This window comes from Paenibacillus wulumuqiensis (assembly GCF_000971965.1).
Lineage (GTDB): Bacteria > Bacillota > Bacilli > Paenibacillales > Paenibacillaceae > Saccharibacillus > Saccharibacillus wulumuqiensis.
In genome coordinates, this window is record NZ_KQ040795.1 from 17,354 (window position 1) to 37,771 (window position 20,418).

Sequence of the window (20,418 nt, forward strand, 5' to 3'; positions counted from 1 at the left end):
AATCATCTCACTTAGTAGACAGGTACAGCGGACGGCTTCAGAGAATGTCTCTTCAGGTCAGCGTCAACCATATTTTTTACCAGTTGATCGAATCCGACTTCCAGCTCCCAGCCCAGTTGTTCTTTGGCTTTGGTGCAGTCGCCGAGCAGCAGATCCACTTCAGCCGGACGTACGAATTTCTCGTCGATAACGACATAGTCTCTCCAGTTCAGACCTACATGGTCGAACGCGATTTGTACGAGTTCTTCTACAGTGTGCATCTCGCCTGTGGAGATGACATAATCATCTGGAGTATCCTGCTGCAGCATCAGCCACATCGCTTTTACATAGTCACCGGCAAAGCCCCAGTCGCGCTGTGCATCCAGGTTACCCAGACGCAGTTCACTTGCCAGACCCAGCTTGATCTGAGCAACGCCGTCTGTTACTTTACGTGTTACGAATTCCAGACCACGACGTGGTGACTCATGGTTGAACAGGATACCGGAGCAAGCAAACATGTTGAAGCTCTCACGATAGTTGACTGTGATCCAGTGACCGTACAGTTTCGCTACGCCGTAAGGGCTGCGTGGATAGAAAGGTGTCGTTTCCACTTGCGGAATCGCTTGTACTTTACCGAACATTTCACTGCTGGATGCTTGATAGAAACGCGCTTCCGGTTTTACCAGACGTACCGCTTCCAGCATGTTGGTTACGCCCATTGCTGTCATTTGACCGGTAGCAATAGGTTGTGGCCAGGAAGCAGCAACGAAGGATTGTGCAGCCAGGTTGTATACTTCGTCCGGATCGGACAGGCGAACCGCTTCGATCAGGGAAGCAAGGTCACCCAGGTCAGCAGAGATCCATTCGATTTGATCTTTGATATGCTCTACGTTTTCGTAGTTCGGTGTGCTTGTTCTGCGGCGCACGCCGTATACTTTGTAGCCTTTTTCCAGCAGAAGCTCTGCCAGGTAAGATCCGTCTTGCCCTGTAACACCAGTGATCAATGCGCTTTTCATAAATTAATTCCCTCCACAGTATGTTTTTATTTGTTTAATCCCAATCATATGTTTGTATGTTTCAGCCAGGCTGAAGATTTACGGCTGAACGGCCAGGCTGCTGCGATAATCTTCGTATACTGCACGAATACCATCTTCCAGCGGAATGCTTGCTTTCCAGCCCAGAGCGTTGATTTTGGTTGTATCTACCAGCTTGCGCGGCGTACCGTCCGGTACGGAAGAGTTGAATACGAGTTCACCCTCATAACCCACAATATCCTTGATCAGCATTGCCAGATCCTTGATAGCGATGTCTTCGCCCACACCCACGTTTACAATCTCGTTGTCCTCGTAGTTGTTCATCAGGAAGATACAAGCGTCTGCCAGATCATCGGAATGCAGGAATTCGCGTTTTGGTGTACCTGTTCCCCAGATTTCCACGGTTGGGGAGCTCTGCTCTTTGGCTTCGTGAATTTTACGAATCAATGCAGGCAGTACATGGGATGTTTTCAGGTCAAAGTTATCGTTTGGCCCGTACATATTGGTCGGCATCGCTGAGATGAACTTCGAACCGTATTGACGGTTGTAGGATTCACACATTTTGATACCGGCAATCTTTGCGATTGCATAAGGCTCGTTCGTCGGTTCGAGCTCGCCGGTCAGCAGGTATTCTTCCTTGAGCGGCTGTGGAGCGTATTTCGGATAGATACAGGTAGAGCCCAGGAACAGCAATTTCTGTACGCCGTTAAAGTGCGCTGCATCGATCACATTGGTCTGAATCAGCAGATTGTCGCGAATGAAGTCTGCCGGGAAATCGTTGTTAGCAGCAATTCCGCCAACTTTTGCCGCGGCCAGGAACACATAATCGATCTTTTCCTGTTCAAAAAACGCGTATACTTCAGGCAGTTTGCGCAGGTCGAGTTCGGAGCTTGTCCGGGTTACCAGATTGGTATACCCTTGTTTCTCCAGTGCTCTCAGGATCGCTGATCCTACCAGACCGCGATGTCCTGCTACGTAAATTTTGGAGTCTTTATTCATTAATGGTCACCTCTTCATCGTCGGTATGATTGTGGTTCTTCAAAACGCGTCCTTGGCACCGAACAGCACCTTCACGGTTTTCAAGAGAATAAACAAGTCGAACAGGATTCCCCGTTTCTTGATGTAATGCAGATCGAGGTCAACCATTTCCTCAAAGCTGAGTTCGTTGCGGCCGCTGACCTGCCATAATCCGGTACAACCCGGTGTTACGCTCAGGCGCAGCTTGTCGCGCTGGCTGTATTCTTCCACTTCTCTTGGCAGCGGCGGTCTTGGTCCAACCAGACTCATATCCCCGCGCAGCACATTCCAGAGCTGTGGAAGCTCATCGATACTGGTCTTGCGGATAAAGCGTCCGATCCGCGTAATGCGTGGATCGTTCTTCATCTTGAACATGGCACCCTGAATTTCATTCTGTGCCAGCAGCTCCTTGAGCCGTTCTTCCGCGTCTGACACCATAGACCTGAATTTGTACATTCGGAAAGGCTGTTCATCTTTACCGACGCGGGTCTGGTAAAAGAACACTTTGCCTTTCGGGTCTTCCAGCTTGATTAAAATGCCAAGTACAATAAAGAGTGGTGATAGAACGATCAAGCCCAGCAATGAGCAAATGATATCGAGTGTGCGCTTGACCATCATGTAGAACCGGAGCTTGGCCGACATACTACCGACATGTGTCGCATAAAACTCGCTATAGCTCGCTAAAGCTTCCGCTTCACTCCCTTGTCTTGGAGTCATTAGCTCTCACCTCTTGCTATGAGCGCTTCCTCCTGCATCTCCCGCTCGATTACAGCTTTGAGAGAAGACAGAAGGGGCGCCTTAAGATCATCATTCTTCAAAGCGAATTCAATAGTAGTTTGAATGAAGCCCAGTTTCTCACCCACATCAAAGCGGGTACCCTGGAAGTCATAGGCGAATACTTCCTGCAGTTCATTCAGGCGCTGGATCGCATCCGTCAGCTGAATTTCACCGCCGGCACCTACCTGCTGTTCACCGAGGAATTCGAAAATTTCCGGTGTCAGTACGTAGCGGCCCATGATTGCCAGATTGGATGGCGCTGTACCGGCTGCCGGTTTCTCTACAAACTGGCGTACCTGATGCAGACGACCGAATTGCTCCAGTGGATCGATAATGCCATAACGGTGAGTATGGCTCTCAGGTACAGTTTGTACACCGATTACCGATTTTTCCGTCATTTCATACTGTTCGATCAGCTGGCGTGTGCAAGGTGTATCGGATTCGACGATATCATCGCCCAGCAGAACCGCAAACGGCTCATCTCCGATAAAGTTGCGTGCACACCATACGGCATGACCCAGTCCTTTTGGTTCTTTCTGGCGAATATAGTGAATATCCACTTTGGACGATTTTTGCACTTCATCCAGCAGGTCCAGCTTGCCTTTTTCCAGCAGCGTCGCTTCCAGTTCAAATGCATTGTCGAAATGATCTTCAATAGCGCGTTTCCCTTTACCTGTTACGATGATGATGTCTTCAATACCGGAAGCAATCGCTTCTTCCACAATGTACTGAATAGTGGGCTTGTCTACGATCGGCAGCATTTCTTTGGGCATAGCCTTTGTTGCAGGTAAAAAGCGAGTTCCAAGTCCTGCAGCCGGAATGATTGCTTTACGAACCTTCTTCATCAGATCACACCCTATCCTTTTTTTGTTGGTTCTATCATGCTGACCAAGTTGCAAGTATGTAGGCACTGCAGCTTCAGAACCCCTTGTCCTGACAATTGCAGTTCCCGCCGGTCCACTCAAGCATAGAAGGTCTGAAAATACGCGTTATATTCTCTCCATGTATGTTTACCTATAACGCGTGTTTTCAGCGTCATTCATCGGGCCGGCTTCAAACAGGTACCGGGCATTCAACCCGTCCTCATCATCATACCTTTGACGATAAACGTCTAAGGCTGCATGGCAGCCCACAGCATGACCGAGTGCCTCCAGTGATATGGGTGCAGGAGACATTACCCCAAGCTTGGCCTGTAATGATGTAGATCATGGTACATGGAGATGGAATTGCCTTATTTATTGTTCATGGTACGCGCTCACCAATGTTTTGCGGTTAGCCTGATTCAGTACGGCTCCCAACAGATGGGCACCTACAAATTCAAGGCTGGAGACCGCTTTGGCGATATCCTTGCGGCTCTCGCCTCCTGCCTTGATCACCAGTACAGCGCCATCACACAGCGGCGTGGCGACCTGTGCATCCGTAAACGGCAGAATAGGCGGCGTATCCAGAATCACCAGATCGTATTGCGACTTCACTTCATCCATCAGGGCTTCCATTTGCCGGGAGCCCAGAATTTCCGACGGATTCGGCGGGACAGGACCTGACGTAAGGACGCTCAGGTTCATCGTCCGGCTCGGCTGGATGTTTTTCTCCAGCTCGGCGGTGTTGAACAGTACGTTGGATAATCCTTTTTCATTGGAAAGGTTGAAAATCTTGTGCATCGCCGGGTTGCGCAGATCGCCATCGACGATCAGTACGCTGCGTCCGGTCTCTGCATAAGCGATCGCCAGGTTGGCGACGGTTGTGCTCTTGCCTTCACCGAGTGCTGCCGAAGTGACCATAATGCTTTTCACTTTGGCATCCAGCCGGGAGAAATCGATATTGGTACGCAGCCCTTTATAAGATTCTGCGATCAATGACTTGGGATTCTGCTTTGTAATCAACGGCCATTTAAGTGTGGTTGGCACGTTCTCCACCTCCTACAAGAGGTTTGGCAGGCATTGTACTTTTGGCCTCCATGTCTTCCTCTTTCATTTTGGCGATCACGCCCAGTACCGGCAGCCCCAGCACGTCGCGGATATCTTCCTCACTCTTGATCGAGTCGTCCATGTACTCCAGCAGGAAGGCAACTGCAATGCCAATAACTACAGATAGTACGAGAGCAATCAGAACGAACAGCAGCGGGCTTTTCGTAATTGGTGGTGCGGATGCTGACGGGTCAGCCTGATCCAGCACAGTAATATTGTCAAGCTTCATGATCTGCGGAATCTCACGCTTAAACACAGTAGCTACAGCATTGACTGTCTCTGCAGCCCGCTGATAGGAAGTATCCGTTACGGTCAGGGACATAACCTGCGTCTCATCTACCGAACTTACATTGATACTGTTAATCAGCTGGGTAGCCGTCAATCCAAGTTTGGGATGTTCTTCCGCTACTTTGTTCATGATGGCAGGTGTTTTGATAATCTGCTCATACGTCTTGATCAGCTGAATATTGGAATTGATCGTTCCCAGATCCAACTGGTTCGCAGTCCCGCCGTCACTCGTGCTCGGTGTGCTGTTCACAACAAGCTTGGCAGTGGCAGTGTACATCGGCGTGTTCGTCATGAACCCGTAAATTCCGGTTCCTACCGTTATAACCACAACGATGAGAAGCACCAGCCAAAGACGCTTCTTGATGATATTAAAATACTGTTTAATCTCCACTATATTTCCTCCAATTACTTTTAAATTAAGCAGCACATCGGTTGGCTTGAACCGTACCTGCCTGTTTCGTAAAAGTTCCTGCATTCCCCTTTCGTCTTCTCGCATTCGGAAGCATGCCAGCAGCATATTCCGTACCCCTTGAATAAGATGTATTACTCCAGGTTACATTTTGTCATTATGAAATTACAAATTTGTAACATCTACAAAATAGAAAATAACGGCGATCGCTTCATTGCTAAAGTAAGAGATAATGCCGTCCTGTATAGTATGACTGTCGTAAAGCGGTAAATGTTGCTTTGTACATCCATGCTTATTTTTAATTTTATAACAGATTGGTTACAGCAGGATCAAGTTTGGCATTCATCCATGCATTATTCCTGTTTGCTGCATCACCTTTGCAGCAGCCTGTCCAGCATAAGGATCTGCGAGCTGGCGGCCGTGCATGACAGGTTTTTGTCCTCAACTCAAATGTTATTCATTTTGAATAACTTATGCGCTCATTATAATCCTTCATGAAAACTTTGTAAACCACCTCTACTTGCGTAAATAATTACATTTACCGTTTTCAGAGAGATTGATTCCCTTGTGCTGCAATGAATCCTTCCAGCGTACCACCACTATTTATATGTTCCATCAGATCGTTTACACTGCATTTCATGCCCATGTTTTGGAAGATCATATCGAGCAGCAGTGCTACGTTGATGCTTTGTTTGCCATTGTCTGGTAATGGACGATATGTTTTATCCTCGTAAATCCCGTGGTAGTAGGTGATTTCGTGGTTTAAAGGATAACGGGCCAGAGACAACCAATCCATAAGAGGTTCACTCGTGTTCGATGTCTGCGTGGGCTGGAGCGTAGGGTCTGTAGCTAGCTTATGAAAAAATGTTTTGACCTCATGACTCTTTTCATTCCAGTTCTCTTTCAGGACGTGCTGATTTCTCACCGTTAATTCCCTCCTATAAATCCAGGTTTCTTTTTATTCGTTTTGAATAATTATAAAATAGGTTATCTAAAAATCATGTCGAACGTTAGGATAAAAATAAAACTTTATTTATTTAATTTTCGACTTTCTGCACCTTTAGTACTGAGCATTAAGCAACACAAAATGTCGTATTTATCCCCTATAGTCTCGGTTTTAATTGGTTACAAAAAGTTTACAGGCCTTTTTGTCTAGTACTTTGTCAAAAAAGGCTTATCTGGTAATTTAAACAGTTTTTTAATTTTGACGCAGGAAATAATTGTTAATTCATCTGCTTAGCTAATAAAGCATTACTCATGTATCCGTTTTCATTTATTGCTACATAAAGCATCTTCATGAAAATGATTGGAAATAAATGATTTTTCTTTGAGCTATGATAAAATTGAAACGATCAAAAATGGGAGTGATAATCCACGAATCCGCATAAACGACAATATTTCCCATGATTTAGGGTCATTTTGCCAATTTAACGATAAAAAGGAGCTAAGCACTATGGGTGTAATCAAGGAATTCAAGGAATTTGCCGTCCGGGGGAATGTAATCGACCTTGCAGTCGGTGTTATTATCGGGGCAGCCTTTGGCAAAATCGTAACATCCCTGGTGAATGATATCATTATGCCGCCTGTCGGCAAGCTGCTCGGCGGGGTTAACTTTGCCGATCTGTTTTGGAATCTGGATAGCCTGACTGACAGTAACGCCAAACAATATGCTTCTTTGGCGGAAGCACAGCAGGCTGGTGCAGCAGTTATAGCGTATGGACAGTTTATTAATACGGTCATCGACTTTCTGATCGTCGCCATGTGCGTCTTTTTCCTGGTTAAGGGCGTCAATATGATCAAGCGCAAGGAACATGCCAAGCCGGAACCGGAGAAAACGACCAAGCAATGTCCATACTGCCTTAATGAGATTGCTCTCAAAGCAACCCGCTGCTCGCACTGCACTTCCGAAGTGTAAAAGGCAGATAGGTTAACGCCTATTTTTGTTAACTTTAGGCTTGTTTTCATCATTTGCATAAACACGCAAAAAGCGCCCTCTTTCCGGTGAAGGAAATGAAGGGCGCTTTTGTTTTGAGCTGCTTTCACATCCAGCAGCTTATTTTCCTGCTTCTTCCGGATCAGCTCTGACTCAGATCGGTCGGTTCTGATTAGGTAGAAGATTGGATAACAGATTCTTCAGGTCCCTGTCTTCGGTAAACTTCTGTTCACCGGTATCCAGCTCCCGAATCCGGATATACTCAAAGTCCGCTTGTGGTCCGGCAGGCAAAAAACGCATCGGATCACTGGAATCTGCAGTTACCTGGTAGCTCATATCCTTGAACATATCGGTCAGCTGGTCGGTACCTGGCATCGAATCCTTATCTACAAATACCAGCCCCCGCAGCGATTTGGTCTCCTGATTGTGCACAATATCGAATTTTACGATACATTCCATTTTGTTTATCATCCTTTCATTCGTGGTGTGTTACGGAATTGTAAATATTCCGCAGCCTCCGCTACGCATGATACGGAGATAATAGCAGAGAATTACCTTCCCTTTACAATGAGCTGCTTCCTGTGCAGCAGCTCTCTATTATAATAGAAGAAACTCGTTTGAAAAAATATGAACTATTTAACTTTTAAGCAACCGGAAAGGAAAAAAGAACAACTCCCAAACGTACATTTCGGCCTGATTTAATCCTCCAGCGGCAGCAGCCCTGGCAGATATCGCTCCAGAATAAGGCCATATCCCTTGCCATAACGCCGGATCAATTCCTGCCCCAGATCATTCTCCATTTCATACAGGATCACTTCCTGGGAAAAATGCTGCAGCAGCAGCTCCGCCATCAGTGGATGCTCGGTAACCAGCGCCTGGGCAGGCATAGTGTCTCCGCGCATCCCGACAATACACCATCGGCGATCGATCACCAGCCAGAACTTGCGCCCGCTGATTCCCTCACGCAGCATCCGTATGCCGGGATGCCCCTCTTCTTCCACATCTTCAAAAGACCATAGTACCCGGACGCCCCGCTGCTCTGCCTGCTCCAGCTTTTGCCGAAACCAGGCGGCTTCCTGCTGCCAGATCGCCGCGATGATCTCCTCCTGAGCCTTGTCGAGCTCCCGGTTCAGAATCTCCATAATCCGCCGCTCCCCTTCGACACTGTAAAAGGAAGGCGGGTCTTCGGCAGGACTCGGCATCGCCTGTTCCAGATAGGAGAGTGACTCCCCGACCTGACCGGCAATCATCCGGGTCAGCTCCTTGACGGGCAGCACACTGTAGCGGGCAGGTTCGCCCGGTGTAAGCTGTACCATGCCGCGGGTAGACAGACGCTGCAGGGTAGCATACACATTGGAACGGGAGACGCCGATTCGCTTGGCGACTTCGTAACCGGACTGTGTCCCCTGCTGTGCCAGTGCCACCATGACCTTGGCCTCCAGCTCGGTAAATCCCAGATTACGCAAATGATTGAGCACTTGTTCCATCAGGCATTCCATCCTTCCCGGTTGGCTTGCTGTCTGATCCAATGATGTGTATGTATGGGACAACAGGCCGATCACAATTGGATGATCAGCCTGCCTGCCGTCTTATATCTGTTCCGCTCCACAGTGCGGGCACCATTTGGAGCCTTTTTGCAGAACCTGTCCGCATACCTGGCAGCTGAATGTATCGGTATCGATGTCGGTATCGTCATCAGCTTCCATTTCCAGCGGCTTGGTAACCGTAACTACCTTCTGTACCGGCTCCTGGCGTACTGCTGTTTGGGGTTCCGTCTTTATCGGGCGCTCCGGAGCAGCTGTGGCAGCCGCAGCAGGCATTTCCTCTTCCGGTTCGTCATCATGTTCAATGCCCAGATCCTGCTTCCATGAACGCACGAGACGATCCAGTTCTTCCTGCCGCTCACGCTCTTCCTGCAGACGGGCTGCCCGGCGGCGCTCGGCTTCGTCGGCTGTCAGTTCCTCATGTTCATATTCCTCTTCTTCCCGTTCATGCACCTGGGAATCGGTCGGGAATACGATTGGCTCATCGCGCGTCACATCCCGGTCTCTCTGGAATTCTTCCCGGTCTTCACGCGGAATCGCCAGCTTTTCCATTTTGCGTCCGCAGTTCGGGCAGAAGTTCGCATCCAGTGCCACGACTGCTCCGCATTCGCAAACACGTTCATTTCTAAGTATCGCAATCCGCGTACGGATTTCCTCAATTTCTTCATTCAGAAGATCGCATGCCTTGCACAGCTCAGTCATCTCTTCTTCGGCAATCGACATATCGCCGGCGCGGTATCCTTCGTAAAAGACTTCACCCATGCGCAGATAATGAACCCCGATCTCCCGCTCAATATCCACAATATGACCGTTCATGCGATTCACTTCCACTGCATTCTGCGCCCGCTCGGTTGCTTTTCCCGCACCGCTTTTCAGCCGTTGTAACAAATTCATGACTGTTCTCCTCCTCTAATTCCACCATATCACTGTATACCTATAGTGAACGGTCGTACCTGTTTACATTACAATTTTTGATGAAGTTCCATATTGGGGATTACTCATCGGTTATACATCCATTATAATAGAAGGATATGCATAACAGTACCCGTATATAGGTTGATACAACCCTATCATACCAAATTTCTGCCTCACTTGAAAAAAAGCGAAGCCGGAAAGGAAGATTACCTGTTGAAAGACACGATGACCAAAGAAGCACTCCGACCTCAAGGTATCCCTGTGCATACCCCGCTGCCGGCCGCCAAACCGGCTCCTGCCGATACAAGTATTACCCTGGTGCCCGATGCTGCGGAGGATGCAGCCTTTTTCCGCGCACTGGAACAGCAGGGCATTCTGCTGAATGCGCCGCAGATCGAAGCGGTGCGCCATGGAGAAGGACCGCTGTTGACTCTGGCTGGTGCAGGCTGCGGCAAAACGACCGTATTGACTGCGCGTGCCGGCTATCTGTTATCCGTACGCAAAGTCGATCCGAAGCATATTTTGCTTGTTACTTTTACGACCAAGGCTGCGGCCGAGATGAAATCACGAATCGCTGCCCTGCCTGGTGTCACAGCCAAAACCGCACGTGCGATCGAAGCGCGTACGTTCCATGCGTTCGGTCTGCTGCTGCTGCGCCGATACGGCAATCTCAAGGACGAAATTTTTGGAGATGCCCGCGCCCAGCATGCGGTGCTCCAGCGTCTGCGCCGGGAGATTGGTTCTACCAGTATTACCCCGCCAGAGACCCTGCTGGCTACCCTGTCAGCAATCAAGCTGGAGGGCGGTACTGCAGATGATCTGCCCAAGGATACACCGGAAGAACGTGACCGCTGCGCCCTGCTGTGCCGGTATGAAGAATGGAAGCAGGAACACCGGCGAATCGATTTTGATGATATTTTGCTGCGTACCGAGCAGCTGCTCCAGGACCCGAATCTGCTGGCAATGCTGCAGGATCGATTCCGCTATATTATGGTGGATGAATTTCAGGATACGAACCGGCTCCAGTACGAGATGGTTCGCCAGCTCGCTGCTGTCCACCGCAATCTGATGGTGGTCGGTGACGATGACCAGACGATCTATTCCTTTAACGGGGCCAGACAGGAATATATTCTTGATTTCCCCAAGGAATATCCTGGCACACGCATCATCGCGCTGGATATTAACTATCGCAGCCATCCGCAGATTCTGGGACTCGGCGTCAAGCTGATCGCCCGCAATGAAGCCCGTCATGACAAGACGCTGCAGGCTGGAGCTTCGGTCGGTCAGAGCCCCATGTATATACGGCCGGCCCATGCCGATGAAGAAGCGGACGAGATTGTGAAAAGGCTCAAAAAACAGCAGACTGATGGCCGTTCGCTGGGAGATGTCGCTATTTTGCACCGGACCGTCAGCGGCACACGGGCGATCGCCGAGCGGCTGCTGATGGAGGATATTCCGTTTATCCAGTACGGGGAAGCACCGGTATTCTATGATCACGCGCTGATCCGGCCGGTTATGGACCATCTGCGGCTGTCCGTCAATTCACGGCGGATGGATGCGCTGCCCGGCGTGATTGGTCCCCTGTACATTTCAAGAGATGCCGGCATAGAGCATATTATGCAGCAGGAACAGAAGCAGGCCAAGAAATACCCGCTGATCCACCTGTTCCACTGGGAACGTCTGCAATCGTTCCAGCGTCAGCAGGTCAAAGATCGGATCGTCTTCCTCAAAAAGATCAAGGAAATGAAGCCGCTCTACGCGATCCGCGAGATCCGCCGGGTATTTTACGACAAGTTTGCCAGCGCGGACTTTAGCGGACCTGCCACACGGCATAAAGATAACATCCGCGAGACTCTCGATGAGCTGGAAAGTGCAGCCGGCAAATTCGCCACGGTCGAAGAAATGGTCAAATTTGCCGATGAACTGTCTGCCAAACGAGAGCAGATGATCGAGCTGATGAAGCAGGAAGCGCCGGAAGGTGTGCATCTGATGACTGTTCACCGGGCCAAGGGACTGGAATTCCCATGCGTCTATCTGCTTGGCGCATCGGAAGGCATCCTGCCGCACAAAGCGGCCCTGCAGGAAGAAGCACCCGAAGACGTCAAAGCCGGACAGAGCGTTACCGGACCGGACCCCGAAGGCAAACTGATGCAGGCTGCCCTGGAGGAAGAACGGCGAATCGCCTATGTCGCTGTCACCCGGGCCAAGCATGAGCTGTACATCTCCTCACCCGTGATGCATCATGGCAAGACAGTGCCCCCTTCGCGCTTTTTGCTGGAAGCTTTTCAGTGAAATAATTGGATGGCACTATCCATTGTGTACCGAGCCTTACCCATAGCAAATACAAAAAAACCTGCCTGCTGAACATACTCAGCGGCAGGTTTTTTAGATTATAGGTAACAAAAGATCAGGAAGCTATAGGCTCCAGCGTGATGTCTTCGACTCGCAATACACCGGACTGCCAGCTGTACTGCAGGATGGCTGCAGCTACCGCTTCTCCACTGGACATCTGGGCAGCCACTTCGGCGTTCAGCAAACCCTTGTCATCCACATAATAACGAATCACCGAGCCAAACTGCGGCAGCTCCGCAGAGTGGACTGTATTGACCGGCAGGGAGACCGGTGTTTGTCCGGGTACACGGGCCTGAACAATCTGCTTACCTTCCCGATGCAGCACGGAAAAGGACACCTGCTCACGCGTATAGTCCAGCGGGTCCTGTACCTCCAGCTCCTTTGTACTGTTCCAATCCACAATATGCGGCTCGGTAATGTACGTCCCGGTCCCATATCCTCTGGTCGTAATAACGACCACTTCCACTCCGCCGTCTCCGTTCAGATCGGTCTGATAGACCAGCGGTTCATAGCCTGGACTGCTGACCGTCTGCCAGTCATACTGCCGGCTGCTGCCGGTTTTTTCATTTTCAACGGTTATATGGTGATAGACCCCATCGCTGTTCTGACTGGCATACAGACGGATGGGACCTTCCTGAACCAGTGGCGCAGCTGACGTCCGGGCGGGCGTAGACGAATCATCCGGTGCCGGACTGAATGTGCATCCTGTCGCTTCCAGCAGGACGAAAGCGGCAAGTATCGTCAAAAACCGCCGATGGTTCATGAATGTTCCCCCTTTGCTCTGAAGATAAATGCAGATCACCATACCAGCCTCAGAATAAAGTAGGATTATTATCGCTTATTTCATAAAAGCTGAATTCATTTATGGGGTGAATCTGAGTGTGTTGGATAGGCTTGCGTCGTTTCAGTTTACTGCTTGATCTTGTTCTGGTCAAAATATTCTTCCAGTGTCATATCCTTGGCGGTGACGTCTTCGGCCAGTGCTTTGCCGATATAGCGGATATGCCATGGCTCCCACGTATAGCCGGTGATATCATCCGCGCCTTTTTTGTAGCGGATCACAAATCCGTATTCCGCAGCATGCTGCTTCAGCCATTTGCCTTCTGCCGTTTTGCCAAAGCTCTGCTCCAGTCCATAACCGATCCCCGGTCCGGAGACGTCGATTGCGAGCCCGGTCTGATGCTCACTCGTACCCGGACGTGCGCTTACGCGGTCGGTATATGCCTTGCCTTTGGTAGCAACATTATTATTGTAAATGGATACCTGGCGTTTGTAGGAACGGTAAGCGGATACCGCACGCAGATCCAGTCCGGCCGACTTGGACGCTTTGAACAGCTCTTCCAGTGCTCCGGCGGCTTCTTTGCGCATATGGCTTTTCTCCAGTACACCGTCGTAGGAGAAAGCTACATCGGGCACGACCAGATCCGGCGGCTCGTAGCCTTCCGGCAGGTAACGGTTCTTGTTGACGATGACGGTCATGGACTCCGGATTGGTGACCACGTCTTTGCCTTTTACCTGTTTGATGGTCGACTGCAGGGAACTCTTTTCACGCTGCGCAGTCAGATCCTTACTGCTGTCGGTAGAAGGAGCGGACTGCTCACCACCTGCTGCGGATTGACCAGCTGTGTTACCGGCCGGAGCTGCAGCAGAACTGCCGTCTGCATTTCCTTTTGCCTCGCCTGCTGCAGGTGCGGATGCGCTGCCTGTCTGGGAAGGAGTCTGCGTCTTCGGCGCGGCGGCTGAATCGGTACCGCTATCTGCTGCCCCGCAGCCTGCCAGCAGCAGACCGGACATGAGTACTCCTGCAGGCAGCATGACTTTCCAACCTGCCCGTTTTTGCTTATCCATCATGATAAATCTCCTTTGCTCACTGCCTCCATCAGGAAGAAAACAGAGCCGGTTGTACATACCGGCTCCATACGGTGATCCTTATTTTTTACCCTGCCGGGACAGATGGCGCTGTCTGATACGATCGGCCACTTTCCGGCGTACTTCTTCATATCCGTCCATGGCACCTTTGACTTCAGGCAGCAGCTTCTGCAGATTCGGCATCGTCTCCTCGCCGGGAGAAGGCGTATATACAACAACTGTAGCATTTTTCTTCAACTGCTGCTGCCAGCTTTTATTGGCATTTTGTAAATATTCTTCGACTTCGCCCAGAGCTTCTCCGGTCTGATGAAGCGTTCCTGCTGCGGCCGATTCGGCGAGCAGACTGCCCAGACTTGGTTCATCGGATAGGGCCGAAGTCGCTTCGTCTTCCTGCTCGGAAATGTTCCATTCGGCAGGTGCGGACAGCTGTTGTCCCCACTGCTGCCAGATCTCGCGCAGCAGCTTCTCCGTGTTCCAGCCTGCCAGCTGCCAGGCGAGCAGCGGCTGCTGGTTCAGCTGCTCGGCAGCCTGTGTAAGCAGCACCTGTATCTGCTGATTATCTGCCTGTGTATCCTCATCCTCTACCCGGTAAGACATCAGATCTTCACCGGTACTCAGATAAGGGGTACATGCGCACAGCGCTTCGGCGATCGTCGCATCCGGCGCCAGCTCTTGTACATATTCCAGTCCGATTGCAGACAGCAGGGAAGGAGCGGCTGCAGATGCATCCTTTTCCTCCATTTCCTCACGGAACACATCACGCAGCAGTAAATATACATTCTGGGCAGATGCGCTGAGACGATTCAGCAGATGACGCTGTTCCTGTTCAGAAGGAGGCTGAATCCGAACTGTCACTGGCCCGGCAGATACCTCGGGATCGTCAGCCTGCTGAACGGTTCCGCGAATCAAGCCCTCTGCGATCTCGCAGTCCTGGGCTGTCCATTTTGGTGTACTCATTCGTCAGCCCCCCATTCCGCAGATTGCAGGGATACCAGCTGCTTCAGCTCTTCATCCGACATCTCGGTCAGCCACTGCTCTCCGGCACCGACAACCTGCTCTGCCAGTGATTTCTTGCTCTCGATCAGTTCATCGATCCGCTCTTCCAGTGTTCCCTGACAGATCAGCTTGTGCACCTGCACATTACGCTGCTGTCCGATCCGGAAGACACGGTCTGTCGCCTGATTCTCCACCGCCGGATTCCACCAGCGGTCATAGTGAATAACATGATTGGCACGGGTCAGATTCAGCCCGACGCCGCCGGCTTTGAGTGACAGTACGAACAGCGGAGGACCTTCCCCCTGCTGGAACAGACTGATCATCTCGTCCCGGTTGGCTTTGCTGACGCCTCCGTGCAGGAAGAATGGCTCTTCGCCAAAATGCTTGCTCAGTCGCGCGGTCAGCAGCTCACCCATTTCGACATACTGGGTAAATACGAGCGCCGCTTCCCCGCTGTCGCGGATCATATCGAGCAGTTCGATCAAGCGTGCCATTTTGCCGGAGCGTTCCTGCTTGCCAGTGTCGCCCTTGCCGGTATTGTGCAGCAGATACGGGTGATCACAGATCTGCTTGAGCTTGGTCAACGAGGACAGCACAATCCCTTTGCGGGTAATGCCTTCGGTATTGCTCATGCGCCCGAGCATATCGGAGACGACGCTCTGATACATGCCCGCCTGCTCGACGGTCATATAACAGTAGGACTTCAGTTCAATCTTGTCCGGCAGATCGCGGCGGATATCCGGATCGCTCTTCAGACGGCGCAGCATGAAAGGAGACACCAGCTTGCGTAGTGTAGACAGCTTGTCCTCCATCTCCTGGCCGACGCCTGCATTATAATTATGCCGGAAGGAAGAAGCCGTTCCCAGATAACCCGGATTGAGGAACTGGAAAATGGACCACAGTTCACTCAGACGGTTCTCCACCGGTGTACCTGTCATGGCAATCCGGTGCGGCGCATTCAGCTTCATGACACTTTGCGCCTGCTTGGTCCGGTAGTTTTTAATATACTGCGCTTCATCGAGTATGATCGATGCCCATTCGATCTGTCGCAGGTCTTCGCCATCACGTCCTGCCAGATGATAGGTAGTCAGTACGATATCATGAGATCTCGCTTCGGCCGCGAACTCTTCGCCGCGCGGACGGCGGCTGCCATGGTGAATGTACAGCTGCAGTTCCGGTGCGAAGCGCTCCAACTCACGCTGCCAGTTGCCCAGCAGTGAAGTCGGGCAGACGATCAGTCTCGGTGCGGTCACCGGTTGATCCAGGATGCAGGTGATAACCTGTACCGTTTTGCCGAGACCCATATCATCAGCCAGACAGGCACCAAATCCCAGATCCCGCATCGTAGCGAGCCATTGGAACCCGCGTTCCTGATAAGGACGCAGTGTACCATGCAATCCCTCCGGTACGGTCCGTTTCTCCAGATCGCGCCAACCGGTGCCTTCCATCAGGTTCGTCAGCATCGGATTGGTCTCAATCTCGAAGATATGCAGCCCGTTCCAGAGCGCGTCCTCTTCTTCCGCGTAGATATGCATCAATTCATTAAAGGAAATCTCGCCTTCCTCATGGCGGCGGATAAAGCGCAGTACCTGCTTGATCTCATTCAGATCCACTTCGATCCAGCCGCCATCGAGCGGAATAATCGGCACTCCGTTTTTGACAATCTCGGCCATCTCGGCAGCAGTCAGCGTACGGCCATCCAGTACGGCCTGCGGTTCAAAGGAAACCATCTGCTCCATCCCGAGTTTGGAACTTTCATTGGTATTGCGATTCTCCTGCGGCTGAGGCGACTTGACCTTCAGCTTCAGACCGGCACGCTTCTTGCCCTCACGTGTCCAGCGGGAAGGAATCTGTACGGTAATGCCAGCTTTACGCAGACGCGGTACATCTTCCTTAAGAAAAGCATAGACATCGCCCGCTTCCATCATGCCGCCTACCGGACTGGCCGTCCGAATAAACAACGATACAATCGGGGAACACTCTGCAGCGCGACCCAGCTGCATCAGCAGACGCTGCTGTACATGTTCATACGTGCGTCCCCGTACAATCATACGGTTCTCCGCCTGCTTCCACAGCATCGCCGCCGGAAGCAGTACCGCCGGATCGGACTCGTCTGTTGCCCAGAAGGACATCCGCCACTGCGGCAGCATATCCGAAGGCATCTCGGCAGCCTTTTCCCGGCTCTCCAGCGGCGGCTCCAGACGAACCACGAGACCCAGCTCGCCGATACGTTCCTCCAGAATTCCCGCCTCAGGAAGCGGCACTTCCGCTCCATTATGATCCCGGATTTCTTCTTCCAGCTCTGCCATATCCTCGGCGGTTCCCTGAACAGCCAGTTCGGCTGTCGCATCAAACATGGAATTCCACCAGAGGTGTGCATGCGGGGAAGATCCCCTGCGGTAATTCGCCTGATAGGCGCGGAACTTGCCGTAGCCGGCATCCCGGAACATCCGGCGAACTTCCGCATCGATCATTGCCACCAGAAAAGAGTGCAGCACTTCTGCACGAGCCTGGGAAATGCCTGACGGCTCTCCTGCCGCGAACAGTGACAGGGCCGACAATCCGATCATCGGAATTGACTCTGCCAGACGGGCAAACATCTCCCGATCCTCGCCGACCAGCAGCGGCTTCCATACGCCGCGCAGCGACGCCTGAGAACTGCGTCGTCCGGTACCGGCAATGACACGGCTGTCCGGCAAAATCTTGCCTTCCCGCAGCAGTTTCTCGGCGAATTTCGCAGCAATATGCCAGTACCGCATCTCTGCACCAGCCTGAATACCCTGACGGGCTACCAGCTTCTCATCCCATTCGAGCAGCAGATCATACGCCTGCTCGGCCGAGAGCGCCAGTCCTTCCACCATGCGTCCGGGCAGCCTTTTATTGCGGCCGGCCCGGCGTGAAAATGTCTCTTTGGACGCAGCATTGACCGGTCCCGACTTGAGCTCGGCCAGTCGCAATCCCGATTGGGCAAAAGGACGCCGCCCTACCGGCAGTTCCATCCGGCGCATGACTTTCATCCATGCATCCACTTTAGGTTCCGACATTTCACCGGAAAAACAAAAAAATACGTCTCCAATCCATATTCCATATAACGGTTGATCCATCATTGTCTCCCGTCCATCTCGGTCAAATCTTTACGATTGTAATAGTTAGTGTGTATTCTCATAACAGGATATTCCTCTCCTTACACGTAAGCAAGCTTTCAGGCCATCCTGTGCATGGCATCTGCTTTCTGGATAAATGCAAATAAAGCAGGTATCTTATCCATTATAAGGTTGGATGTTCGAAAATTCCATATACACTGTTAAAAATACAATAATTATAAGGGAGAAAATGATCATGACAAATGCCATTTTGCTCGAAGTTATCGCCACTACTGCGGAAGATGCACGAATCGCAGCCGCTGCCGGAGCGGACCGGATCGAACTGATTGCCGCCCAGCAGCAAGGCGGATTAACTCCCGAAATGAATCTTGTCCAGCAGATTACAGCCGAGAGCAGCATACCGGTTCATGTCATGATTCGCCCGCACAGTCGCAGCTTTCAGTATACGGCTGACGAGCTGGAGCAGATGGTCCGCGATATCCGCCAGGTCACTGAACACACGCAGGCTGCCGCACTGGTGCTCGGTGTACTGAACGACCGCCAGCAGGTGGATGAGCCTGCCCTGAACCGACTTCTGGAAGCTGCGAATGGTCTGTCGGTTACTTTTCACCGGGCCTTTGACGAGATCCGGGATCAGGAGCAGGCACTGCATACACTGGCCCGCTATCCGGGGATTACGCGTATTCTTACTTCAGGCGGGCAGCCTTCCATACTGGATGCACGCGACAAGATTGTCCGGCTGGATAAGATCGCCCGCCAGCATCAGATCCGCCTGCTCGCGGGAGCCGGACTGACGCTGGACACACTGGGAGAATTTGTCCGGGATACCGGAGTGCAGGAAGTCCATCTGGGCAGCGCTGTCCGGCAGCAAGGTGATATTCACCTGCCGCTGGATGCAGAGCGAATCCGTCAGGCCAAAGCGATATTGCTGTCCAGCTAACTACAGTATTTGTTCATATAATTATACTATTGTATCTGCACGTTCTCATCCGACCACCTGCAGCCCATTCGCAAATAAAAAGCAGACAGAAATTTATCTGCCTGCTTTTTTTCACTTTTTCATCCGGTGATTCTGCATGGCAATCCGGGCGGCCCCCACCATTCCTGCCTGATTGCCGAGCAGTGCCGGCTCCAGCAGTACCGGTCTGCCGCCCAGTTCATCAATACGCTGTACCAGGAGCGGCCACCATGTTTCACGTGTAACAATAACGCCCCCGCCAATAATAACGGCCTGCGGATCAAAGATCTGATCAATATTAATAATGGTACTGGCAAAGTCATTAATCCAGTTATCCAGCAAGTATCGCGCTTCTGCATCTCCTGCCCGTGCGGCATCCATCAGATCGGATAATCCCCACCCCGCATGATAATCGGCGGCAATTCGGTTGAGTGCCCGTCCGGAAATGTACTGCTCCACACAGCCTCTTTTGCCGCAGTTGCATGGCAGACCGCCGGGATGCAGAATCATGTGTCCCAGCTCTCCGGCACCGCCGTACTGACCGGAAATAATCTCTCCATAATGCACCAGCGCTCCGCCTACTCCGGTACCGATTGTCAGCATAATCCAGGAGCGAATGACCGCTGCCGCACCGATCCAGTCTTCTCCCGCTGCTGCTGCATGGGCATCATTCACGGTATAGACCGGCAGACCGGTAGATTCCATGACCCGCTCCGCCAGGCGTAGCCCTTTCCAGCCGGGAAGATTATCGGTTGCATCGATAACGATTCCTTTTTCCCGGTCGATCCGGCCTGCCGATCCGATACCGATGCCATGGATAGTAATGAATTGTTTTTTGACACTGTCGTAGACAATGCTTTTCAATTCATTGGCAATATAGAGGACACGGTTCAGGATAAATTCCGCTCCCTGCTCCGCCTGGGTAGGCAGCTCCATCCGCTCAATCATCTGACCCTGTTCGTTCACCAGTGCACCCTTGATTCCGGTGCCGCCGATATCTATACCAATCCAGCAAGATTCCATATTGATCATCTCCATGAGCTTGAATGTGTTATGTAGTATCAAGGATATATACAATGTTATCGTGTATTTTCAGGGAAAACGTTAGCTTTTCCTCTAACTCTCGGCTATATCCATTATATGCTATCCAGCGTACCTATTAACAAATTCCATTGTTTACTTATAAAGGTATATACAGCGTATCATAAAGAAACTTGCCATGGAGGAATATGAAAAAAAAGAGCAGGCAGCCAATTGTACCGGCCGCCTGCTCTTC

Annotated in this window: 18 protein-coding genes; 3 read left to right on the forward strand and 15 right to left on the reverse strand. The window is 51.3% G+C overall.

Annotated elements, in window-relative coordinates:
• Window positions 1-11: 11 nt before the first annotated feature.
• From gmd to WH45_RS06940, 7 genes are all read right to left on the reverse strand, one after another.
• A complete protein-coding gene (gmd, locus tag WH45_RS06910; RefSeq protein ID WP_046213677.1) occupies window positions 12-995 on the reverse strand; it encodes a GDP-mannose 4,6-dehydratase in 984 nt (327 codons plus the stop codon).
• A 78-nt stretch (window positions 996-1,073) separates the two neighbouring features.
• The gene (locus WH45_RS06915; RefSeq protein WP_046213678.1) at window positions 1,074-2,012 is read right to left on the reverse strand and encodes a GDP-L-fucose synthase family protein; all 939 of its coding nucleotides are present in this window, start codon (window positions 2,010-2,012) and stop codon (window positions 1,074-1,076) included.
• Window positions 2,013-2,051: 39 nt separating this feature from the next.
• A complete protein-coding gene (locus WH45_RS06920; RefSeq protein WP_046213679.1) occupies window positions 2,052-2,747 on the reverse strand; it encodes a sugar transferase in 696 nt (231 codons plus the stop codon).
• Window positions 2,747-3,652 carry a UTP--glucose-1-phosphate uridylyltransferase GalU gene (gene galU / locus WH45_RS06925; protein WP_046213680.1) on the reverse strand — a complete coding sequence of 302 codons (906 nt, stop codon included), beginning with the start codon at window positions 3,650-3,652 and terminating at the stop codon, window positions 2,747-2,749. Before galU ends, WH45_RS06920 begins: the two co-directional genes overlap by 1 nt.
• Window positions 3,653-4,042: 390 nt before the next feature.
• A complete protein-coding gene (locus WH45_RS06930) occupies window positions 4,043-4,714 on the reverse strand; it encodes a CpsD/CapB family tyrosine-protein kinase (protein ID WP_046213681.1) in 672 nt (223 codons plus the stop codon).
• Complete coding sequence (locus tag WH45_RS06935) at window positions 4,698-5,453, reverse strand: YveK family protein (RefSeq protein WP_046213682.1); 756 nt, start codon at window positions 5,451-5,453, stop codon at window positions 4,698-4,700. The genes WH45_RS06930 and WH45_RS06935 overlap by 17 nt, the downstream gene beginning before the upstream one ends.
• Window positions 5,454-6,018: 565 nt before the next feature.
• Complete coding sequence (locus WH45_RS06940; RefSeq protein WP_046213683.1) at window positions 6,019-6,396, reverse strand: hypothetical protein; 378 nt, start codon at window positions 6,394-6,396, stop codon at window positions 6,019-6,021.
• Between the two features lie 528 nt (window positions 6,397-6,924).
• Here WH45_RS06940 and mscL point away from each other — a divergent pair.
• Window positions 6,925-7,386 (forward strand): large conductance mechanosensitive channel protein MscL, encoded by a 462-nt coding sequence (mscL, locus tag WH45_RS06945; protein ID WP_046213684.1) that lies wholly within the window; start codon window positions 6,925-6,927, stop codon window positions 7,384-7,386.
• Between the two features lie 171 nt (window positions 7,387-7,557).
• On the opposite strand, the gene WH45_RS06950 is transcribed toward mscL, so the two are convergent.
• From WH45_RS06950 to WH45_RS06960, 3 genes are all read right to left on the reverse strand, one after another.
• Window positions 7,558-7,863 carry a hypothetical protein gene (locus tag WH45_RS06950; RefSeq protein WP_046213685.1) on the reverse strand — a complete coding sequence of 102 codons (306 nt, stop codon included), beginning with the start codon at window positions 7,861-7,863 and terminating at the stop codon, window positions 7,558-7,560.
• Between the two features lie 239 nt (window positions 7,864-8,102).
• Complete coding sequence (locus WH45_RS06955; RefSeq protein WP_046213686.1) at window positions 8,103-8,891, reverse strand: TrmB family transcriptional regulator; 789 nt, start codon at window positions 8,889-8,891, stop codon at window positions 8,103-8,105.
• 102 nt (window positions 8,892-8,993) lie between these two features.
• Window positions 8,994-9,842, reverse strand: coding sequence for a zinc ribbon domain-containing protein (locus WH45_RS06960; RefSeq protein ID WP_046213687.1), 849 nt, complete (start codon window positions 9,840-9,842; stop codon window positions 8,994-8,996).
• A 234-nt stretch (window positions 9,843-10,076) separates the two neighbouring features.
• On the opposite strand from WH45_RS06960, the gene WH45_RS06965 reads away from it, so the two are divergent.
• Window positions 10,077-12,155, forward strand: coding sequence for an ATP-dependent helicase (locus WH45_RS06965; protein WP_052723659.1), 2,079 nt, complete (start codon window positions 10,077-10,079; stop codon window positions 12,153-12,155).
• A gap of 115 nt (window positions 12,156-12,270) precedes the next feature.
• Here the strand turns inward: WH45_RS06965 and WH45_RS06970 are convergent, their stop codons facing one another.
• The 4 genes from WH45_RS06970 to WH45_RS06985 all read right to left on the reverse strand — a co-directional run bounded on the left by WH45_RS06970 (window position 12,271) and on the right by WH45_RS06985 (window position 18,184).
• Window positions 12,271-12,978, reverse strand: a complete 708-nt coding sequence (locus tag WH45_RS06970; RefSeq protein WP_046213688.1) for a hypothetical protein — start codon at window positions 12,976-12,978, stop codon at window positions 12,271-12,273.
• Window positions 12,979-13,124: 146 nt separating this feature from the next.
• Window positions 13,125-14,066, reverse strand: a complete 942-nt coding sequence (locus tag WH45_RS06975) for a M15 family metallopeptidase (RefSeq protein WP_046213689.1) — start codon at window positions 14,064-14,066, stop codon at window positions 13,125-13,127.
• A 78-nt stretch (window positions 14,067-14,144) separates the two neighbouring features.
• Window positions 14,145-15,041: a hypothetical protein gene (locus WH45_RS06980; protein ID WP_046213690.1), complete on the reverse strand. Its 897-nt coding sequence runs from the start codon at window positions 15,039-15,041 to the stop codon at window positions 14,145-14,147.
• Entirely contained in the window at window positions 15,038-18,184 is a 3,147-nt protein-coding gene (locus WH45_RS06985; RefSeq protein WP_046213691.1) for a DEAD/DEAH box helicase, read from the reverse strand. The genes WH45_RS06980 and WH45_RS06985 overlap by 4 nt, the downstream gene beginning before the upstream one ends.
• 235 nt (window positions 18,185-18,419) lie before the next feature.
• Here WH45_RS06985 and WH45_RS06990 point away from each other — a divergent pair, with 235 nt between their 5' ends.
• Window positions 18,420-19,124, forward strand: coding sequence for a copper homeostasis protein CutC (locus tag WH45_RS06990; RefSeq protein ID WP_046213692.1), 705 nt, complete (start codon window positions 18,420-18,422; stop codon window positions 19,122-19,124).
• 111 nt (window positions 19,125-19,235) lie between these two features.
• Here WH45_RS06990 and WH45_RS06995 read toward each other — a convergent pair whose 3' ends face one another.
• The gene (locus tag WH45_RS06995) at window positions 19,236-20,165 is read right to left on the reverse strand and encodes an ROK family protein (RefSeq protein WP_052723660.1); all 930 of its coding nucleotides are present in this window, start codon (window positions 20,163-20,165) and stop codon (window positions 19,236-19,238) included.
• Window positions 20,166-20,418: the final 253 nt, after the last annotated feature.

What these genes read in the sequence shown, in the direction of transcription:
- WH45_RS06975 (WP_046213689.1), bottom strand. Translation starts at nt 14,066, where the DNA reads ATGATGGATAAGCAAAAACGGGCAGGTTGGAAAGTCATGCTGCCTGCA.
- WH45_RS06960 (WP_046213687.1), bottom strand. Translation starts at nt 9,842, where the DNA reads ATGAATTTGTTACAACGGCTGAAAAGCGGTGCGGGAAAAGCAACCGAG.
- WH45_RS06990 (WP_046213692.1), top strand. Translation starts at nt 18,420, where the DNA reads ATGACAAATGCCATTTTGCTCGAAGTTATCGCCACTACTGCGGAAGAT.
- WH45_RS06955 (WP_046213686.1), bottom strand. Translation starts at nt 8,891, where the DNA reads ATGGAACAAGTGCTCAATCATTTGCGTAATCTGGGATTTACCGAGCTG.
- WH45_RS06920 (WP_046213679.1), bottom strand. Translation starts at nt 2,747, where the DNA reads ATGACTCCAAGACAAGGGAGTGAAGCGGAAGCTTTAGCGAGCTATAGC.
- WH45_RS06950 (WP_046213685.1), bottom strand. Translation starts at nt 7,863, where the DNA reads ATGGAATGTATCGTAAAATTCGATATTGTGCACAATCAGGAGACCAAA.
- WH45_RS06980 (WP_046213690.1), bottom strand. Translation starts at nt 15,041, where the DNA reads ATGAGTACACCAAAATGGACAGCCCAGGACTGCGAGATCGCAGAGGGC.
- WH45_RS06985 (WP_046213691.1), bottom strand. Translation starts at nt 18,184, where the DNA reads ATGGATCAACCGTTATATGGAATATGGATTGGAGACGTATTTTTTTGT.
- galU (WP_046213680.1), bottom strand. Translation starts at nt 3,652, where the DNA reads ATGAAGAAGGTTCGTAAAGCAATCATTCCGGCTGCAGGACTTGGAACT.
- WH45_RS06995 (WP_052723660.1), bottom strand. Translation starts at nt 20,165, where the DNA reads ATGGAATCTTGCTGGATTGGTATAGATATCGGCGGCACCGGAATCAAG.
- WH45_RS06970 (WP_046213688.1), bottom strand. Translation starts at nt 12,978, where the DNA reads ATGAACCATCGGCGGTTTTTGACGATACTTGCCGCTTTCGTCCTGCTG.
- gmd (WP_046213677.1), bottom strand. Translation starts at nt 995, where the DNA reads ATGAAAAGCGCATTGATCACTGGTGTTACAGGGCAAGACGGATCTTAC.
- WH45_RS06915 (WP_046213678.1), bottom strand. Translation starts at nt 2,012, where the DNA reads ATGAATAAAGACTCCAAAATTTACGTAGCAGGACATCGCGGTCTGGTA.
- mscL (WP_046213684.1), top strand. Translation starts at nt 6,925, where the DNA reads ATGGGTGTAATCAAGGAATTCAAGGAATTTGCCGTCCGGGGGAATGTA.